Genomic DNA, 17,751 nt, shown 5'->3' on the forward strand with positions numbered 1-17,751 from the left:
TCTACGACATACGTGTTACACGACCCGGGTCCTGCCTCGCTCGGTGCTGACGCTCTCCGCAGTGCTCACGGCTCCCATTGCCACTCGAACGGAGTAACGGATCACCCTGTCGATCGACCGTTGGGCCGCATAGGTACACCCGAATCGCCTCTGGCGAAACCGCGAAAATGCGGTCTGCTAGCCCGTTGACGTGAAGCTGCCGGCCGTGGTTGGGGGTCGCGGCGGGCGGCCCGGCGGGACAGCCGGGGAGCGCCGGCGGCGGGTGGTTAGGAACCAGCGTTGTGATTTCCACCGCCCGCGGCGGCCGTCCCGCGAGGTGGACGCGGGGCCCGGCGGGTGCGTCCGGACGGCGGTACGGAGGGGCGCGGCGGAGCCCCTGGCCGACAACCCCCTCGAAAGGGTGAAATTCCGCCGCCCGCGCGAATTCCCGAAGCGCCGGCGAAGGCATTCCCGGCCACCCGGTATTGCCGCCGCAATGGCCGGCGGCGGCCGTCGGGCCCGCCGTCACGCCCGGTTGCGGCACCCGGAGCCGGGGTGCTAGCGCCGCCGCGTCCGCCGACCGCCTAGACTCAGGCGGAATCCCGGCACGCGCCCACGCGTTCCCCGGGGTGTTCCGCACGTCATGCCCGTTACGAGGAGACCACGTTGAAGAGCACCGTCGAGCACCTGAGCCCGACGCGGGTCCGGATCAACGTCGAGGTGCCGTTCGACGAGCTCAAGTCGGACTTCGACCGCGCGTACCGCAAGCTGGCCAAGCAGGTCCGCATCCCCGGCTTCCGCCCCGGCAAGGCCCCCGCCCGCGTGCTGGAGAGCCGCATCGGCCGCGCGCCCGTGCTGGACGAGGTCGTCCAGGAGGCCATCCCGGCCAAGTACCTGGAGGCCGTCACCTCCGGCGAGCTGCGCACCCTGGGCCGCCCCGACTTCGAGGTGACCAAGATCGAGGACGGCGAGTCGCTGGCGTTCACCGCCGAGGTCGACGTCCGCCCCGAGATCACGGTCCCCGCGTTCGGCGAGCTGACCGTCAGCGTCGACGACCAGGAGGTCACCGACGAGGACGTGGACACCCAGCTCGACGAGCTGCGCGCCCGCTTCGCCACCCTCACCGGCGTCAAGCGCCCCGCCCAGCAGGGCGACTTCGTCGTGGTCGACCTGTCGGCGACGGTGGACGGCGAGGAGGTCGAGGAGGCCAAGACGACCGGTCTGTCCTACGAGATCGGGTCCGGCCAGCTCGTCGAGGGCATCGACGACGCCCTGATCGGCGCGTCCGAGGGCGAGTCGAAGAACTTCACCACCACCCTGGTCGCCGGTGACCACGCGGGCCGCGACGCCGAGGTCACCGTGGTGCTGAACTCGGTCAAGGAGCGCCAGCTCCCCGAGCTGGACGACGAGTTCGCGCAGCTCGCCAGCGAGTTCGACACGCTGGACGAGCTGAAGGCCGACCTGCGCACCCGGCTGGCCCGCGTGAAGAAGATGCAGCAGGGCGTCCAGGCCCGGGACAAGGTGCTGGAGGCGCTGCTGGCCAGCGTCGACGTGCCGCTGCCCGAGGCCGTCGTGCAGGGCGAGGTCGAGGCGCGGGCGCACGACGCCATCCACGCGCTCGACCACGACGAGGCGCGCTTCGCCGAGTGGCTGGCCGAGCAGGGCCAGACCCAGGAGGAGTTCGACGCCGAGGTCCGCCAGGCGTCCGAGCAGGCGGTCAAGACCCAGCTCGTGCTGGACGCGATCGCCGACGCCGAGCAGCTCAACGTCACCGACGCCGAGCTGACCGAGCGCATCATCTACCAGGCCCAGCGGTTCGGCATCAGCCCGGACGAGTACGTCAAGCGGGCGCAGCAGTCCGGCCAGCTCGGCGCGATCTTCGCCGACGTGCGCCGCGGCAAGGCGCTGGCCTCGGTCGTGCGGCAGGCGACCGTCAAGGACTCCGCCGGCAACACCCTGGACCTGGACGAGCTCTTCGGCGAGACGAAGTCCACTGAGGAGCAGGAACCCGCGAACGCGGAGTGAAGCCCTGAGCGAACGCGGGCGGTGTCGGGACGTCGACGCCGCCCGCCTTCGTTAAGGTCGTTGCTACGAGACTCTTTTCGGCACAGCTAGTCGGCAAAGTTAGGCAGGCAGACGTGACGCAGCATTCCTTCCCGACGCCCTTGATGCGAGCGGCCACGGGGATGAACCTCAACGACTCGGTCTACGAGCGCCTGCTCCGCGAGCGGATCATCGTGCTGGGGTCGCAGGTCGAAGAGGGCATCGCCAACCAGATCACCGCCCAGCTCCTCCTGCTCGCCGCGGAGGACCCGGAGAAGGACATCACGCTCTACATCAACTCGCCCGGCGGCTCGGTGACCGCGGGCATGGCGATTTTCGACACGATGCAGCTCATCGAGCCGGACGTGGCCACCTACGCGATGGGCCTGGCCGCCTCGATGGGGCAGTTCCTGCTCTCCGCGGGCACGCCCGGCAAGCGGCACGCGCTCCCGCACGCCCGCATCCTCATGCACCAGCCCTCGGCCGGTGTCGGCGGCACGGCGGCGGACATCGCGATCCAGGCGGACATGCTCACCAGGACCAAGCACGAGATGGCCGAGCTCATCGCGCAGCACACGGGTCAGCCGGTCGAGCGCATCATCGCCGACTCGGACCGCGACCGCTGGTTCACCGCCCAGGAAGCCCTCGAGTACGGCTTCGTGGACAAGGTGATCACCCGTGCCAGCCAGGCGACGACCAACTGACCGCGAGCAGAGCACCAGGAGACCTGAAGTGAGCCAGTTCCACGCGCCGCAGTCCCGGTACGTGCTCCCGTCGTTCGTCGAGCGCACCAGCTACGGCATCAAGGAGTCCAACCCGTACAACAAGCTGTTCGAGGAGCGCATCATCTTCCTCGGCGTGCAGGTGGACGACGCGTCGGCCAACGACGTGATGGCCCAGCTGCTCGTGCTGGAGTCGGAGGACCCCGACCGCGACATCCTGATGTACATCAACTCGCCCGGTGGCTCGTTCACCTCGCTGATGGCCATCTACGACACCATGCAGTTCGTCCGCCCGGACATCCAGACCTACTGCCTGGGCCAGGCGGCCTCGGCGGCGGCCGTGCTGCTCGCGGCGGGCACCCCCGGCAAGCGGCACGCGCTGCCGAACGCCCGGATCCTGATCCACCAGCCGGCCACCGAGGGCGTCTACGGGCAGGTCTCCGACCTGGAGATCCAGTCCAACGAGATCCAGCGGGTCCGCCGGCTGCTGGAGACCACGCTCGCGCGGCACACCAGCCGCTCGCCCGAGCAGGTGCGCGCCGACATCGAGCGCGACAAGATCCTCACCGCCGACGAGGCCAAGGAGTACGGCATCGTCGACAGCGTCCTGCCCTACCGGAAGCTCTCGGCGAAGTAGTCCCGGCGTGGCGTCCGACACGCCGAGCCGACCAGGGGTCCTGCCCGGTTCGGCGTGTCGGGGGCACGCTGGTCCTCCCGCACAGGCGGGTAGGACAGGTACCGTCGAGGGGAACGGGCGGACCCCGCACCCAGCGGGCACTCGCCACATCAGCAGTCAGGCGCACCTCACCAGGTCGTGCGCCGGAGGGGACAGAGGTCAGCGGTCATGGCACGTATCGGTGACGGCGGCGACCTGCTGAAGTGCTCTTTCTGCGGCAAGAGCCAGAAGCAGGTGAAAAAACTCATCGCCGGACCGGGTGTCTACATCTGCGATGAGTGCATCGACCTCTGCAACGAGATCATCGAGGAAGAACTCGCGGAGGCCGGCGACGTCAAGCTCGACGAGCTGCCCAAGCCCGCCGAGATCCACGAGTTCCTCGACCAGTACGTGATCGGCCAGAACGAGGCCAAGCGCACGCTCTCGGTGGCGGTCTACAACCACTACAAGCGCATCCAGGCAGGTGACCGCGGGCGTGAGGGCCGCGACGACGGCGTGGAACTCGCCAAGTCGAACATCCTCATGCTCGGTCCGACCGGGTGCGGCAAGACCTACCTGGCCCAGACGCTCGCCAAGATGCTGAACGTGCCGTTCGCCATCGCGGACGCCACGGCGTTGACCGAGGCGGGCTACGTGGGCGAGGACGTGGAGAACATCCTCCTCAAGCTCATCCAGGCGGCGGACTACGACGTCAAGCGCGCCGAGACCGGCATCATCTACATCGACGAGGTCGACAAGATCGCTCGAAAGAGTGAAAACCCGTCGATCACGCGCGACGTGTCCGGTGAAGGCGTGCAGCAGGCGCTGCTGAAAATACTGGAGGGCACGACGGCCTCCGTGCCGCCGCAGGGCGGGCGCAAGCACCCCCACCAGGAGTTCATCCAGATCGACACGACGAACGTGCTGTTCATCGTGGCGGGCGCGTTCGCGGGCCTGGACAAGATCATCCAGGACCGGGTCGGCAAGCGCGGGCTCGGCTTCGGCGCCGAGGTGCGCACCAAGGCCGAGGTCGACGCGGCGGACTACTACGCCGAGTCGATGCCCGAGGACCTGATCAAGTTCGGTCTGATCCCGGAGTTCATCGGCCGGTTGCCGATGGTCGCGAGCGTCACGAACCTGGACAAGGCGTCGCTGGTCCGCATCCTCACCGAGCCGAAGAACGCGCTGGTCAAGCAGTACCAGAAGCTGTTCGAGATGGACGGGGTGGAGCTCGAGTTCACCCGGACGGCGATGGAGGCGGTCGCGGACCAGGCGATCCTGCGGGGCACCGGCGCCCGCGGCCTGCGGGCGATCATGGAAGAGGTCCTGCTGCCGGTGATGTACGACATCCCCAGCCGCACGGACGTCGCCAAGGTCGTCATCACGGAGCAGACCGTGAAGGAGAACGTCAACCCGACCATCGTGGCGCGGCAGCCCTCGCGGCGCGAGCGCCGCGAGAAGTCCGCCTGAGGACCGGTCCGGGTTGTCCCTCCCGCACGTCCTGATCCTGCACGGCCTGGGCGGCTCCGGGCCGGAGCACTGGCAGAACTGGCTGGCAGGCGAACTGGCCCACCACGGTGGGTCGGTCGACCTGCCCCTGTTCAGCTCCCCGGACGCGCCGAGCCTGCCGGCGTGGCTGGCGGAGCTGCGGTCGCACCTGGCCGCGATGCCGGCGCCCGACTCGGGTGAACGCGTCGTGGTCGCGCACTCGCTGGCCGCGCTGCTGTGGCTGCACCACGCGGCCGGCGAGTTCGACGAGGCGCTGCGGGTCGACCGGGTGCTGCTGGTCGCGCCGCCCGCGCCCGACTACGACGGCGAGCCGCTGATCCGGGACTTCCTGGGGCCGCGGCTGGACCCGACGGCGGTGCGGCGGGCGGCGGTGTCGACCCGGCTGGTGGCGGGCGAGGGCGACTCCTACTGCACGTTGGCGCAGGCCAAGGAGCTGGCCGAGGCGTTGCGCGTGGACCTGGACGTGATCGTGGGCGGCGGTCACCTGAACGTGGACGCCGGCTACGGTCCGTGGAGCGCGGTGCTGAAGTGGGTGCGCAGCGGGCGGGTGCCGCTCACGCCGCGGTGACGGTCACCCGGAAGAGGGTGAACGAGGCCAGGAACGGGCCCATGCGCAGGTCGGTCAGCCACGCGTCGGCGGCCAGGCGGGCGAGCTGCCGGCCGACCACCGGGTGCGGCACGACCCGGTCGCACACGAAGCGGTTGAACGCCAGGTTCACGGCCACCGGGCCGGGGTCCACGGCGAGGGTCTCCCCAGTCCGGTTGCGCCAGCGCGGCGCGACCGGTGGGGCGCAGCACGCGGCGCAGCTCGGCCAGGACGGCGGCCGGGTCGGGGACCTGGTGCAGGACCCGGTCGAGCCGGGCGCGGTCCACGCTGTCGTCCTCCAGCGGGAGCGCCTGCGCGTCGGCGCGCAGCACGGTCACCGTGGTCGGCATGGGGTCAGGCAACCACAGCCGTGTGGAGGAACCGTGGGCGTCAGGGGACGCGCTTGCCGAGGAAGCGGATGACGTCGGGGACGACCTTGCGGTAGAGGGCGTCGTCGTGGCCGCCGGGGACGATGGAGGCCACGGCGGGCCGGGTGGCGGCGATGAACCGGCGGGTGCCGGTGATGAAGCGGTCCCGGTCGCCCGCCCAGACGCCGATCGGCGTCGCGCCCAGCTTGTCGGTGTTCTTCAGCGGGTCCAGCTCGGCCCAGGCGGCGGGGCTCGCGAACGCGCCGCGCTGCGACATCTCCGCCCAGTCGGTGAGCAGGGCGGGGGCGATGGCGGCGACGGCCCGGACCGGGTCGCGGCGCTCGTGGCGCCGGCGGGCGTAGAGGAGCGCGCCGAAGCCGCCCATCGACACGCCGGTGCAGGCGAACGGGGCCCCGAAGCCGCGTTCCCGCAGCCAGCGGGGCACCTCGTCGAGCAGCATGGCCAGGGGGTCGTCGCCGGGCACGTTCTCGTGCCAGTAGTGGTCGCCGCCGTCCACCGCGACGAACCCGAACGGCGGGACCTGGCGCCGGGCGACGGCCGCGACCAGCACCGCGTCCATGTTCGCCACGGACGCGAGGCGGGCGGTGCCGTGGCGGCCGTGCAGCAGGATCGACATGGGCAGGTCTTCGGTGCGGGTGTTCGGCGGCACCATGGTGAGCAGGTCCACGTCGCGGCCCCGGTGCTCGGAGCGGACGCGTTCGATCGTGACCACGGCGCGTTGGACGGCCGGCACCGGGCCCGCCACGCCGAGCGCGTGGCGCAGGGCCTCGCCGAGCGGCGCGTTGCCGTGCAGCGCGGCGGTCACGCCCGCGGTCGCCAGCGCGCCGCCCGCCAGCGCGGTGAGCGCCGTCCGTCTGCTGAGCATGGTTCACCCCTCCGGGCACATCGCTGTGAACCGCGCTCGCGTTTCTTCAGATCGCCGAGCGGCTGCGCAGTTCCGCGATCTGCTCCGGGGTGTAGCCGAGCCCGTGCAGCACGTGGTCGGTGTGCTCGCCGAGGGCGGGCACCGGCGCCGGGGTCCACGTCCACGCCGACGAGTCGACCGGCGGGCGCAGGGCGGTGACGTGGCCGCCCGGCACCGGGACGGTGGCCCGCCGGTCGCGGGCGACGAGCTGCGGGTGGGTCGGGAGGTCGGCGACGCCGCGGGTCCGGGCGGCGGGCACGTCCGCCTCGTCCAGGGCCCGGAGCAGGTCGGCGGCGGTCCAGCGGGTGAAGTCGAGCTGGGCGTGCAGCTCGTCGCGGTGGGCCACGCGGGACGCGACGGTGGTGAAGCGGGGGTCGTCGGCGAGGTCGGGGCGGTCGAGGAGGCGGCACAGGCGTCGCCACTGGGGGTCGTTCTGCACGGCCACGTGGACGGTGCCGTCCGCGCACGGGAACGGGCCGTACGGGGCGATGGTGGCGTGGTGCGCGCCGGTCCGCGGCGCGGCTCGGCCGGTGCCGGCGGCGTAGAGCATGGGCTGGTGCATCCACTCGGCCATCGCCTCGAAGAGGGACAGGCCGAGGGTGGCGCCCTCGCCGGTCCGGGCGCGGTGCAGGAGGGCGGCCAGGACGGCGGACTGGAGTTGGACGCCGGCGGCGATGTCGGCCACCGAGATGCCCACCCGCGCGGTGACGTCGTCCCTCCCGGTGAGGTCGATGAGGCCGGTCTCGGACTGGACCAGGGCGTCGAACGCCTTGCGCGCCGCGTACGGCCCCGGCTGCCCGTAGCCGGAGAGTTCGCCGATCACGAGATCGGGTTTCACCTGCCGGAGTGCGGCGGCGTCCACGCCGAGCCGGCGCGCGGCGTCCGGCGAGAGGTTGCACAGGACCACGTCGGCGGTGGCGACGAGGCGGCGCAGGACGTCGCGGGCGTCGGGGTGCTTGAGGTCGAGGGTGAGGGACTCCTTGCCGACGTTGGTCCAGGCGAAGTAGGAGGAGACCTCGCCGCAGGCGGTGTCGTAGTAGCGGGCGAAGTCGCCCTCCGGGCGCTCGACCTTGACCACCCGCGCGCCCAGGTCGGCCAGCAGCCGGGTGGCGTAGGGCACCGCGACCGCCTGCTCCAGGCTGACGACGAGCACCCCGTCCAGGGGTCTCACGCGGCGACCCGGTCGTGGCCGGTGTAGACGTTCATCGAGTCGCCGCGCAGGAACCCGACCAGGGTCACGCCCTGCTCCTCGGCCAGGTCGGCGGCCAGCGAGGACGGCGCGGAGACGGCGGCGAGCACCGGGACGCCGGCCATCGCGGCCTTCTGCACCAGCTCGAACGACGCCCGGCCGGAGACCATGAGCACGGTGCCCGCCAGCGGGACGCGGTTCTGCAGCACGGCCCAGCCGAGGACCTTGTCGACCGCGTTGTGCCGGCCCACGTCCTCGCGGACGACCAGCGCCTGGCCGGTGGTGGTGAACAGCCCGGCCGCGTGCAGGCCGCCGGTGGCGGCGAAGACCTTCTGCCGCCGGCGCAGCTCGTCGGGCAGGCCGGCGAGGACGTCCACGTCGACGGTGGAGTCGTCGTGGGCGGGTGAGTGCCTGGTCTTGAGCTTGACCGCGTCCAGCGCCGCCTTGCCGCAGACGCCGCACGACGACGTGGTGTAGAAGTTGCGCTCCACGCTCGCGTCCGGCGGCGCGACGCCCTCGGCGAGGGTGAGGTCGAGCACGTTGTAGGTGTTGACGCCGTCCGGGCCGGCGCCCTCGCAGAACCGCGCGACGGCGATGTCCTCCAGACCGGTGATGACGCCCTCGCCGAGCAGGAAGCCGTGCGCCAGCTCGACGTCGTGGCCGGGGGTGCGCATGGTCACGGTGAGCGCCTTGCCGCCCACCCGCAGCTCCAACGGCTCCTCGGCGGCGAGCGCGTCGACCCGTTTGCGGGACGTCCGTCGCGCGAACGTGACGACTGGACGACGCACGGTGACCCGCCCCATCGCGTGCCTCCTTCTGCTGGCCGGGTGGTCTCGCGGTCCAGGTTACGGACTGCGGGGCGGGGTGGTCGTCCACTTCGGACCCGCGCGGGCAGCTGCGGGATCGCGGCGGCGTCGTCTGGCAGAGTCGGGTGCGTGGATACCTACGACGTGGTGGTGGTCGGCGGCGGGCACAACGCGCTGGTGGCGGCCGCGTACCTGGCGCGGGCGGGTCGCACGGTGCTGGTGCTGGAGAAGCTCGACCACGTCGGCGGCGCGGCGGTGAGCGAGGAGGCGTTCCCGGGCGTGCCGGCGCGCCTGTCGCGGTACTCGTACCTGGTCAGCCTGCTGCCCGACCGGATCGTGGCGGACCTGGGGCTGCGGGTGGCGTTGCGGTCGCGGTCGGCGTCGTCCTACACCCCGGCGGGCGACCTGCTGGTGGAGCGCGACCCGGGCCCGGCGACCGCCGCCTCGTTCCGGGCGCTGACCGGCTCGGACGCCGAGTGGGAGCGGTGGCGGCGCTGGTACGACGACCTGGAGGTGCTGGCGGAGGCGTTGTCGCCGACGCTGCTGGAGCCGCTGCTGTCGCGCGAGCACGCCCGGCTGCGGGTCGACTCGGTGGCGCGGATGCGGCTGTGGGACCAGGTGGTGGAGCGGCCGTTGGGCGAGACGCTGGAGGAGCTGTTCGCGCACGACGTGGTGCGCGGCGTGGTCGCCACGGACGCGTTGATCGGCACGCACGCGTCGTTGCACGACCTGAAGGCGAACCGGTGCTTCCTCTACCACGTGATCGGCAACGGCACGGGGGAGTGGCAGGTGCCGGTGGGCGGCATGGGCGCGGTCACCGGCGAGTTGCTGCGGGTGGCGCGCGAGGCCGGGGCGGAGGTCGTGACGCGGGCCGAGGTGACCCGCGTCGAGGCGGACGGCGTGACGGCCGAGGTGGACTACGACGGCCGCACGGTGGGGGCGAGGTTCGTGCTGAGCGGCGTCGCTCCGTCCACTTTGGACCGGCTGTGCGGTCGGCCGGCCGCGCCGGTGGCCGAGGGCTGCCAGGTGAAGGTGAACATGCTGCTGGAGCGGCTGCCGAGGTTCCGCAGCGGCGTGGACCCCCGGGTGGCGTTCGCCGGGACGCTGCACGTGGACGAGTCGTACGGGCAGTTGGAGGCGGCGTACCGGGAGAGCGCGGCCGGTCGGACGCCGTCGGTGCTGCCGGCGGAGATGTACTGCCACACGCTGACCGACCCGTCGATCCTCGCGCCGGAGCTGGTGGCGCGCGGGTGGCACACGTTGACGCTGTTCGGCCTGCACACGCCCGCGGCGTTGTTCGAGCGGGACAACGCGGGGTTGCGGGACGAGCTGGTCGGCCGGTACCTGGCCGGGCTGAACGCCCACCTGGAGGAGCCGATCGAGTCGTGCCTGGCGAGGGACGCGAACGGCGAGCCGTGCCTGGAGGCGCGCACGCCGCTGGACCTGGAGTCGGAGCTGGGCCTGCCGCGCGGCAACATCTTCCACGACGAGCTGGCCTGGCCGTTCGCCGAGCACGAGGAGGAGGTGGGCCGGTGGGGCGTGGAGACCGACGTGGCGAACCTGTTCGTCTGCGGCGCGGGGGCCCGGCGCGGCGGCGGGGTCAGCGGGATCGGCGGGCACAACGCCGCCATGGCGGTGCTGGAGCGGTGACGCCGTGAGCGACGTCCACAACGAGATCAGCGGCACCGTGTTCGGCCCGGTGCTCCAGGTCGGCCGGGTGGACTCGCTGACCGTCGTGGGGCCGGCCGCGCCGGTGACCCCGGCGAGCCTGCCGGTGGACGAGGGGTTCGTGGGCCGGGCCGCGGAGCTGAACGCGCTGCGGGACTTCCTGTCGCCCGCCGGCGAGCGGACCGCGCTGGCCGTGGTGGGCCTGGCCGGGGTGGGCAAGTCGGCGCTGGTGGTGCGGGCCGCGCACCTGGCGGTCGGGGCGGGCTGGTTCCCCGGCGGCGTGCTGTTCGTGGACGCCCAGGGGTACAACGACGACCGGCGGTTGAGCGCGAACGACGCGTTGGCCTCCCTGCTCCGCGCGCTCGGCGTGCCCGGCGAGGCCATCCCTCCCGGCCAGGGCGATCGCGAGGCGCTGTACCGGTCGCAGCTGGCGGCGCGCCCGGCCGTGCTGGTCGTGGTGGACAACGCGTCGTCGGCCGACCAGGTGCTGCCGTTGCGGCCCGCCGGTCGGGCCCACCGCATGGTGTTGACCAGCCGGGACACCCTGCCGGTGCCCGGCGCGCGGCGGATCGAGCTGGACGTGATGAGCGCCGCCGAGGCCGTGGCGGTGCTGGAGGACGCGGTCCGCGCCGTGGACCCGGACGACGACCGGATCGCCACCGACCCGGCGGCGGCCGGCGCGTTGGCCGGGTCGTGCGGCTTCCTGCCGCTGGCGTTGCGGATCGTCGCCGAGGTGGTGGCCGACCGGCGGGGCGAGGACCTGACCCGGTTCGCCGAGTCCATCGGCGCGGCACACGACCGGTTGAGCGAGTTGGCCTACGACGACTCGGTCGACGTGCGCACGGCGTTCAACGCCTCCTACGCGCGGCTGCCCGCGGACCAGGCGCGGATGTTCCGCCTGGCCGCGCTCCACCCCGGTCGCACGGTCACCGCCGCGACCGCCGCCGCGCTGGCCGGCGTCACGCCCGCCCTGGCCGGGGTGTTGTTGATCCGATTACGGCGCGCGCACCTGCTCCAGCGCGGTGTGGTGGCCGACGAGTACCGGTTCCACGACCTGCTGCGCATCTACGCCGCCGAAAGGTGCGCCGCCGTGGAGTCCGAGGAGGCACGCCGCACGGCGCAGCGCGCTCTGGTGGACCACTACGTGACGCGCGCCAAGGGCGTGCACAGCCACCTGGACCCCGGCTCGGCCGTCCGGGAGGTGTTCGCCGACCGCTCGGCGGCCCTGGCCTGGTTCGACAGCGAGGTGCACAACCTGCCGCCGGTGCTGGACCTGGCCGCGCGCCACGGGTGGCACGCCGAGGTGCGCGACGCGGGCAGCGCGTCGTTCCGGTACTTCGACCTGCGCCGCCCCCCGGAGTGGATGCCGGTCGAGCTGATGGCGCTGGCCTCCGCACGGGCCCTGGGCGACCGGATCGGGGAGGGCAAGGCGCTGAACGGCCTGGGCAGCGCCCACCACCGGCTGCGGCGGTTCGACGAGGCGCTGACCCACTTCCGGAGCGCGTTGGCGTTGTTCTCCGAGGCGGGGTCGCTGCGGGACCAGGCGCACTCGCTCAACAACATCGCCTCGACCTACGCGGTGACCGGCCGCTTCACGGAGGCCGTGCCGCACCTGGAGCGCAGCGCCGCCGCGTACCGGGCCGCCGGGGACCGGGACGGCGAGGCGCGGTGCCTGGCGAACCTCGGCAAGCTGCACAACGACCTGGGCGACCCCGGTCGGGCGATCGACTTCTACCGGCGCGCGCTGGACCTGCGCCGGCAGGTCGGCGACCGGGACGGCGAGGGCGACTGCCTCAACGGCCTGGGCATCGCCTGCGAGCGCCTGGACGCGCTGGACGAGGCCGAGCGGCACTACCTGGCCGCGCTGGAGGTGTACCGGTCGACGGGCAACCGGCACGGCGAGGGGCAGGTGCTGGGCAACCTCGGGCAGGCGCTGGGCGGCGCGGGCCGGTTCGCCGAAGCGCTCGGCTACCACGAGCGGGACCTGGCCATCGCGCGGGAGGTCGGCGACGCGCACGGCGAGGCGATCTCGCTCTACAACCTCGGGCTCACGCACTGGTCGTTGGGCGACCCCGACCGGGCCGCCGAGCACCTGCGGCACGCGGCCGGGCGGTTGGACGAGACGAACGACCCCGCCACGGCCGAGGCGGCCCGCGACTCGCTGCGGCGGCTGGAGGCCGAGCGGACCGCGGGCCGCACGTGGTTCAGAGGGCGGCGAAGAGGTCGGTGACCAGCCGCTGGGCCCGGTCGGCGGTCGCGCCGGACGTCACGGTGATCTCGATCGCGCCGGCGCGGGCGACGACGGCGGTCAGGACGACCTCGCCCGTGACGGCGGTGGCGCGGTACGCCTCGTCGTGGAAGCCGGGCAGGTCGGTGACCTGGCCGTGCTCGCGCCGCCCCTCGGCGAAGGAGGCGGCGTCGACGCCGGTCCGGAAGCGGACCTCGGTCGTGCCGCCGTCGTAGGTGCAGCGCACGACGTTGCCGGCGATCGTCTGCCGCGGGTGGTTGAGCCGCAGCCCCAGGGCCGCGCCGACCACGTCCGGCGGCGCGTCCGCGCAGGTCAGGCCGGCCGAGTCGGTCGCGGCCGGTGACGCCTCCGGCGCGGCGGCCGGCGGGCTCGGCGGCGCGCTCGTGCACGCGGCCAGCACGAGCAGGGCCACGGCGGGGAGCACGGTCCTCATCACGTGCGTAGGTTCGCCCGAACGGCCGCAGGCGTTACCGGCCGTCAGACCGCCTCCAGCCGCACCACGATGGACTTCGACGTCGGCGTGCCCGACCCGGTGGCCGTGGAGTCCAGCGGCACCAGCGCGTTGGCCTCCGGGAAGTACGCCGCCGCGCAGCCCCTCGCCGTCGGGTAGGCGACCACCCGGAACCGCTCGGCCCGCCGCTCGGTGACGCCCGTCGGGTCGTCCGGCCACTCGCTGACCAGGTCCACGTGCTGCCCGTCGCGCAGGCCGAGCGCCGTCAGGTCCTCGGGGCTGACGAACACCACCCGCCGGCCGTCCTTCACGCCCCGGTAACGGTCGTCCAGCCCGTAGATCGTGGTGTTGTACTGGTCGTGGCTGCGCAGCGTCTGGAGCAGCAGCCGGCCCGGCGGCACGCGCAGCACGGTCAGGTCGTTCGCCGAGAAGTGCGCCTTGCCCGACCGGGTGCCGGTGAACTCGCGGGCGTCGCGGGGCGCGTGCGGCAGCACGAAGCCGTCCGGCCGGCGCACCCGCTCGTTGTAGTCGGCGCAGCCCGGCACGACCCGCGCGATCCGGTCCCGGATCAGGTCGTAGTCCTTCTCGAACTCCTCCCACGGCACGGGGTGCGCCGGCCCCAGCACGGCCCGCGCCAACCGGCACACGATCGACACCTCCGACAGCAGCCGGTCGCTCGCCGGGGCCAGCCGCCCCCGCGAGCGGTGCACGACCGACATGGAGTCCTCGACCGTCACGAACTGCTCGCCGGTGTGCTGCACGTCGCTCTCCGTGCGGCCCAGCGTGGGCAGGATCAGCGCCGTGCGCCCGTGCACCACGTGCGACCGGTTCAGCTTGGTCGACACGTGCACGGTCAGGTCCAGCTTCCGCATGGCCGCCTCGGTCACCGCCGTGTCCGGGGTGGCGGAGACGAAGTTCCCGCCGACGGCGAAGAACACCTTCGCCGCGCCGTCGCGCATGGCCCGGATCGACGCCACGGTGTCGAACCCGTGCTCGCGCGGCACCTCGATGCCGAACTCGGCCTCCAGCGCGGCCAGGAACTTCTCCGGCATCTTCTCCCAGATGCCCATGGTCCGGTCGCCCTGCACGTTCGAGTGGCCGCGCACCGGGCACAGGCCCGCGCCCGGCTTGCCGATCATGCCGCGCAGCAGCGCCACGTTCGCGATCTCGCGGATCGTCGGCACGGCGTGCTTGTGCTGGGTCAGCCCCATGGCCCAGCAGAAGATCGTGCGCTCCGACTCCGCGAGCATCCGGGCGAACCGCTCCACCTGCGCCCGCGGCAGCCCGGTGGCCGCGTCGACCGACGCCCAGTCCAGCCGCCGCACGTGCTCGGCGTACTCGGCGAACCCGTCGGTGAAGCCCTCGACGAACGCGGTGTCGACCGCGTCCCAGGACAGCAGCAGGTTGCCCGCCGCCTGGAACAGCGCCTGGTCGCCGCCCAGCCGGATCTGCAGGAACTCGTCGGCCAGCTTCGTGCCCGCGCCGACCAGGCCGCGCGCGTTCTGCGGGTTCTTGAACCGCAGCAGCCCGGCCTCGGGCAGCGGGTTCACCGCCACGATCCGCGCGCCCGCGCGCTTGGCGTCCTCCAGCGCGGACAGCATCCGCGGGTGGTTCGTGCCCGGGTTCTGGCCCACCACCACGATCAGGTCGGCGCGGGCGAAGTCGTCGATGCCCACCGAGCCCTTGCCGATGCCGGTCGTCTCCGACAACGCCGCGCCGGACGACTCGTGGCACATGTTCGAGCAGTCCGGCAGGTTGTTCGTGCCGAACGAGCGCACCAGCAGCTGGTACAGGAACGCGGCCTCGTTGCTGGTGCGGCCCGAGGTGTAGAACACGGCCTCGTGCGGGCTCGCCAGCCCGTTGAGGTGGGAGGCGACCAGCGAGAACGCCTCGTCCCAGGCGATCGGCTCGTAGTGCGTCGCGCCCTCGCGCAGCACCACCGGCTCGGTGATCCGGCCCTGCTGCCCGAGCCAGTAGTCGGTCTTGCCGGCCAGCTCCGCGACCGGGTGCGCGGCGAAGAACTCCGGGCCGACGCGCCGCCGGGTCGCCTCCTCGGCGACCGCCTTCGCGCCGTTCTCGCAGAACTCGGCGAGCTTGCGGTGCCCCTGCGGCTCCGGCCACGCGCAGCCGGGGCAGTCGAACCCCTCGCGCTGGTTGAGCAACCGCAACGTGGTCGCCGTGCGGGTGACGCCCATCTGCTCGACCCCGCGCCGCAGCGACACCGCGACGCCGGGCAGGCCCGCCGCCCACCGCTTGGGCTCGCTCACGTCGAGCCGGGACTCGTCGATGTCCTGCCGGGGCGGGGTGCGGTCCATGGCCCCATTGTGCAACCAGCCGGTACGCCGCCGGCGCGCCCCGCGCGAGCGCGCCGGCGGTCTGTCCGATCGCCGGCCGCGCCGAGGGCGACGCGGACCGCTGCCACGGGCCCCAAGGGGTTGCGATCGGCCCGTGGAACCGACGTCCTCACCTGCGGCGATCCGGTGATCAACGCTCATTGTGATCGCCGTCACTGTGCTGCGAATCGTCCGATCGGGTGACCTCAGCGGTGGCAGCTGTCGGCCGTCGGCATCGGTCGGTCCGGGTCGAAGTAGTGCTCCGGGTCCTCGCGCGCGTCGGCCCCCACCGGCGCCCGGCGATCCGCGATCGCCGGCGCGAGGAACCCCCGGTCGGCCGCCTCGCACGACATCGAGTAGCGGAAGCCGGACGACTCCCCGGTCCACAGGCCGTGGCTGCCGTCCCGGAAGGTCGGGCCCGAGCGCACCACGTAGGTCATCCTGACGCGATCGAGCGCGACGATGTCCATCGGACCGGTCAGCCGGCCCGGCTCCGCCGTGGCGAACGCGTAGGCGACCGCGTAGTTCGTGTGCACGACCAGCTCGCCGGCCTTGCCCGCCTCCGCCCGCATCGACCCGCTGACCTTCGGCGCGACCGGCAGCAGCGGCCACTCCCGCGCCACCCGCGTCACCACCAGGCCGGCCTCGACGTCGTGGCGGCCGTCGAACAGCGGGCGCATGTGGTCCTGCAGGTCCGGGGCGAGCAGCCCCAGGAACGGCTCCACGTCGTGCCCCTCGACCACGCGCCGGTCCAGCCGCGACGTGACGACGGCCCACCGGACCCGTTCGTACGCCGCCGCCACCCGGTCCGCGGTGAACTCGCCGAACGCCTCGGCCCGCGGCACGACGACCCCGGCCTCGCCGTCCGCCCACCCCTCGACGGGCGTGCCGGCGAACGGCCGCGCCAGGTCCACCCCCGACCACGGGCCCGGTCCCGACCCGTCCCGCTCCCGCAGGCTCCACCACGACGCCCCGACGAGCAGCGCCACGACGAGCGCCACGGCCGTGACCGTCCGGGCGCGGCCGGCGGGCAGCCGCCGTCGCGGTCGGCGCACCCGCTTCGGGCGCTCGGCGCGGGCCGCCTTCTCCGCCCGCCGGGTCGCCTCCCGGATCCACTTCTCGTCGTTCAAATCCGGGTGGTCTTCCAACCCGTACGCGTCCACAGTCCCCCCAGGCGAGTGATGCCCTCACTCGATCGCCGCGGGGAACGGACGCGTTACCGCCCGTCGCGGGTCAGTCCGGACAGCCGTCGGTGGGCGACGACGGCGCGCCCAGGTCGAAGTCCAGCCCCGTCGGCAGGGCGGGCTCGGTGAACGCGGGCGCGAGGAAACCCCGCTTCGCCGCCGAACACCCGATCGAGTGCAGCGACCCCACCGACGAGTCCGCCCACAACCCCTCCACCCCGGGACCGCCCGTGCGCAGCGAGTACCGCACCTGGAACCGCGACAACGCCACCACGTCCAACGGCCCCCGCACCGCCTCCGGCCGGTCCGGCGTGAACGCGTACGCGAACGTGTAGTCCGTCCGCACCGCCAACTCGCCCTCCGGCCCCACCTCGGCCACCATCCCGCCGCGCACCTTCGGCTCCGCCTCGGCGAGCCGCACCCCCTGGTCCACCCGCGTCACCGCCAACGCCGCCTCGCCGTCGTTGCGGCCGTCGAACAGCACCCGCAGCGAATCCCGCAGGTCCGGCGCGAACAGCCCGAAGAACGGCTCCAGGTCGTGGTCGCGCACCACCCGCCGGTCCAACCGCGCCGCGACCACCGCCTCCCGCACCCGCTCGTAGGCCGCCGCCACCTGCTCGGCCGAGTACGGACCCACCGGCCCCGCCTCCGGCGCCACGACACCCTCCGCGCCGTCCGCCCACGACGCCGCCGCCGTGCCCGCGAACGGCCGGTCCGGGTCCACCGGCGCGTCCAGCCCCCGGCTCACCGCGCCGTCCGTCCCCGTCGCCAGCACGGCCCACCCCAGCAGCACCGCCGCCACCGCGATCGCCGCCCCGACCCAGAACCGCCGCCGCGGTCGCCGCGGCAACGACCGCAACCGCGCCGCCCGCGCCTCCCGCTCGGCCCGCCGCACCACGTCCCGAGCCCACTTGCGGTCCTGCAGGTCCGGGTGGTCCTCGATCCGGTACTCGTCCACGTCACCGCCCCCACGCTCGCCAAGCCCTACCCAAGGCGTTACCAGGTGACGGGTGAGTTGTCGATACGGACGGTCACCGCCGGGGCGCCGTGCGGCACCCCGCCATCGGCCACCGGCGCCGCTACCA

At 73.2% G+C, this 17,751-nt stretch carries 15 protein-coding genes and 1 pseudogene; 7 read left to right on the top strand and 9 right to left on the bottom strand.

Annotated features, from left to right (window positions below; genetic code table 11):
- The first annotated feature begins 645 nt into the window (after nucleotides 1-645).
- The 5 genes from tig to ACWEFJ_RS04245 all read left to right on the top strand — a co-directional run bounded on the left by tig (nucleotide 646) and on the right by ACWEFJ_RS04245 (nucleotide 5,476).
- A complete protein-coding gene (gene tig / locus ACWEFJ_RS04225; protein ID WP_449712881.1) occupies nucleotides 646-2,004 on the top strand; it encodes a trigger factor in 1,359 nt (452 codons plus the stop codon).
- Nucleotides 2,005-2,117: 113 nt separating this feature from the next.
- Entirely contained in the window at nucleotides 2,118-2,726 is a 609-nt protein-coding gene (locus ACWEFJ_RS04230) for an ATP-dependent Clp protease proteolytic subunit (protein WP_378087137.1), read from the top strand.
- A 28-nt stretch (nucleotides 2,727-2,754) separates the two neighbouring features.
- Nucleotides 2,755-3,381 carry an ATP-dependent Clp protease proteolytic subunit gene (locus ACWEFJ_RS04235; protein ID WP_378087139.1) on the top strand — a complete coding sequence of 209 codons (627 nt, stop codon included), beginning with the start codon at nucleotides 2,755-2,757 and terminating at the stop codon, nucleotides 3,379-3,381.
- 207 nt (nucleotides 3,382-3,588) lie between these two features.
- On the top strand, nucleotides 3,589-4,869 hold the full coding sequence (gene clpX / locus ACWEFJ_RS04240) for an ATP-dependent Clp protease ATP-binding subunit ClpX (protein WP_204841888.1): 1,281 nt from the start codon (nucleotides 3,589-3,591) through the stop codon (nucleotides 4,867-4,869).
- 13 nt (nucleotides 4,870-4,882) lie between these two features.
- Nucleotides 4,883-5,476, top strand: a complete 594-nt coding sequence (locus tag ACWEFJ_RS04245) for an RBBP9/YdeN family alpha/beta hydrolase (RefSeq protein WP_378087141.1) — start codon at nucleotides 4,883-4,885, stop codon at nucleotides 5,474-5,476.
- Here the strand turns inward: ACWEFJ_RS04245 and ACWEFJ_RS04250 are convergent.
- From ACWEFJ_RS04250 to fdhD, 5 genes and pseudogenes are all read right to left on the bottom strand, one after another.
- Nucleotides 5,463-5,648: a hypothetical protein gene (locus ACWEFJ_RS04250; RefSeq protein ID WP_449712927.1), complete on the bottom strand. Its 186-nt coding sequence runs from the start codon at nucleotides 5,646-5,648 to the stop codon at nucleotides 5,463-5,465. The two genes, ACWEFJ_RS04245 and ACWEFJ_RS04250, sit on opposite strands and share 14 nt — an antisense overlap.
- 28 nt (nucleotides 5,649-5,676) lie before the next feature.
- Nucleotides 5,677-5,844 (bottom strand): annotated as a pseudogene (locus tag ACWEFJ_RS04255) (methyltransferase domain-containing protein); the annotation flags it as partial.
- 40 nt (nucleotides 5,845-5,884) lie between these two features.
- A complete protein-coding gene (locus ACWEFJ_RS04260) occupies nucleotides 5,885-6,748 on the bottom strand; it encodes an alpha/beta hydrolase (RefSeq protein WP_449712882.1) in 864 nt (287 codons plus the stop codon).
- Nucleotides 6,749-6,794: 46 nt separating this feature from the next.
- A complete protein-coding gene (locus ACWEFJ_RS04265) occupies nucleotides 6,795-7,958 on the bottom strand; it encodes a CaiB/BaiF CoA transferase family protein (RefSeq protein WP_449712883.1) in 1,164 nt (387 codons plus the stop codon).
- A complete protein-coding gene (fdhD, locus tag ACWEFJ_RS04270; protein WP_449712884.1) occupies nucleotides 7,955-8,779 on the bottom strand; it encodes a formate dehydrogenase accessory sulfurtransferase FdhD in 825 nt (274 codons plus the stop codon). The genes ACWEFJ_RS04265 and fdhD overlap by 4 nt, the downstream gene beginning before the upstream one ends.
- A 132-nt stretch (nucleotides 8,780-8,911) precedes the next feature.
- Here fdhD and ACWEFJ_RS04275 point away from each other — a divergent pair, with 132 nt between their 5' ends.
- Both ACWEFJ_RS04275 and ACWEFJ_RS04280 read left to right on the top strand, forming a co-directional pair.
- A complete protein-coding gene (locus tag ACWEFJ_RS04275; RefSeq protein WP_449712885.1) occupies nucleotides 8,912-10,432 on the top strand; it encodes a phytoene desaturase family protein in 1,521 nt (506 codons plus the stop codon).
- A gap of 4 nt (nucleotides 10,433-10,436) precedes the next feature.
- Nucleotides 10,437-12,680: an ATP-binding protein gene (locus tag ACWEFJ_RS04280; RefSeq protein ID WP_449712886.1), complete on the top strand. Its 2,244-nt coding sequence runs from the start codon at nucleotides 10,437-10,439 to the stop codon at nucleotides 12,678-12,680.
- Here ACWEFJ_RS04280 and ACWEFJ_RS04285 read toward each other — a convergent pair.
- The 4 genes from ACWEFJ_RS04285 to ACWEFJ_RS04300 all read right to left on the bottom strand — a co-directional run bounded on the left by ACWEFJ_RS04285 (nucleotide 12,655) and on the right by ACWEFJ_RS04300 (nucleotide 17,624).
- Nucleotides 12,655-13,131, bottom strand: coding sequence for a hypothetical protein (locus tag ACWEFJ_RS04285; RefSeq protein ID WP_449712887.1), 477 nt, complete (start codon nucleotides 13,129-13,131; stop codon nucleotides 12,655-12,657). The genes ACWEFJ_RS04280 and ACWEFJ_RS04285 overlap by 26 nt on opposite strands.
- Before the next feature lie 44 nt (nucleotides 13,132-13,175).
- Entirely contained in the window at nucleotides 13,176-15,464 is a 2,289-nt protein-coding gene (locus tag ACWEFJ_RS04290; RefSeq protein WP_449712888.1) for an FdhF/YdeP family oxidoreductase, read from the bottom strand.
- Nucleotides 15,465-15,688: 224 nt separating this feature from the next.
- The gene (locus ACWEFJ_RS04295; RefSeq protein ID WP_449712889.1) at nucleotides 15,689-16,612 is read right to left on the bottom strand and encodes a hypothetical protein; all 924 of its coding nucleotides are present in this window, start codon (nucleotides 16,610-16,612) and stop codon (nucleotides 15,689-15,691) included.
- Between the two features lie 103 nt (nucleotides 16,613-16,715).
- Nucleotides 16,716-17,624 (bottom strand): hypothetical protein, encoded by a 909-nt coding sequence (locus ACWEFJ_RS04300; protein ID WP_449712890.1) that lies wholly within the window; start codon nucleotides 17,622-17,624, stop codon nucleotides 16,716-16,718.
- Nucleotides 17,625-17,751 lie beyond the last annotated feature (127 nt).

The sequence above is a fragment of the Actinosynnema sp. NPDC004786 genome, from assembly GCF_053601135.1.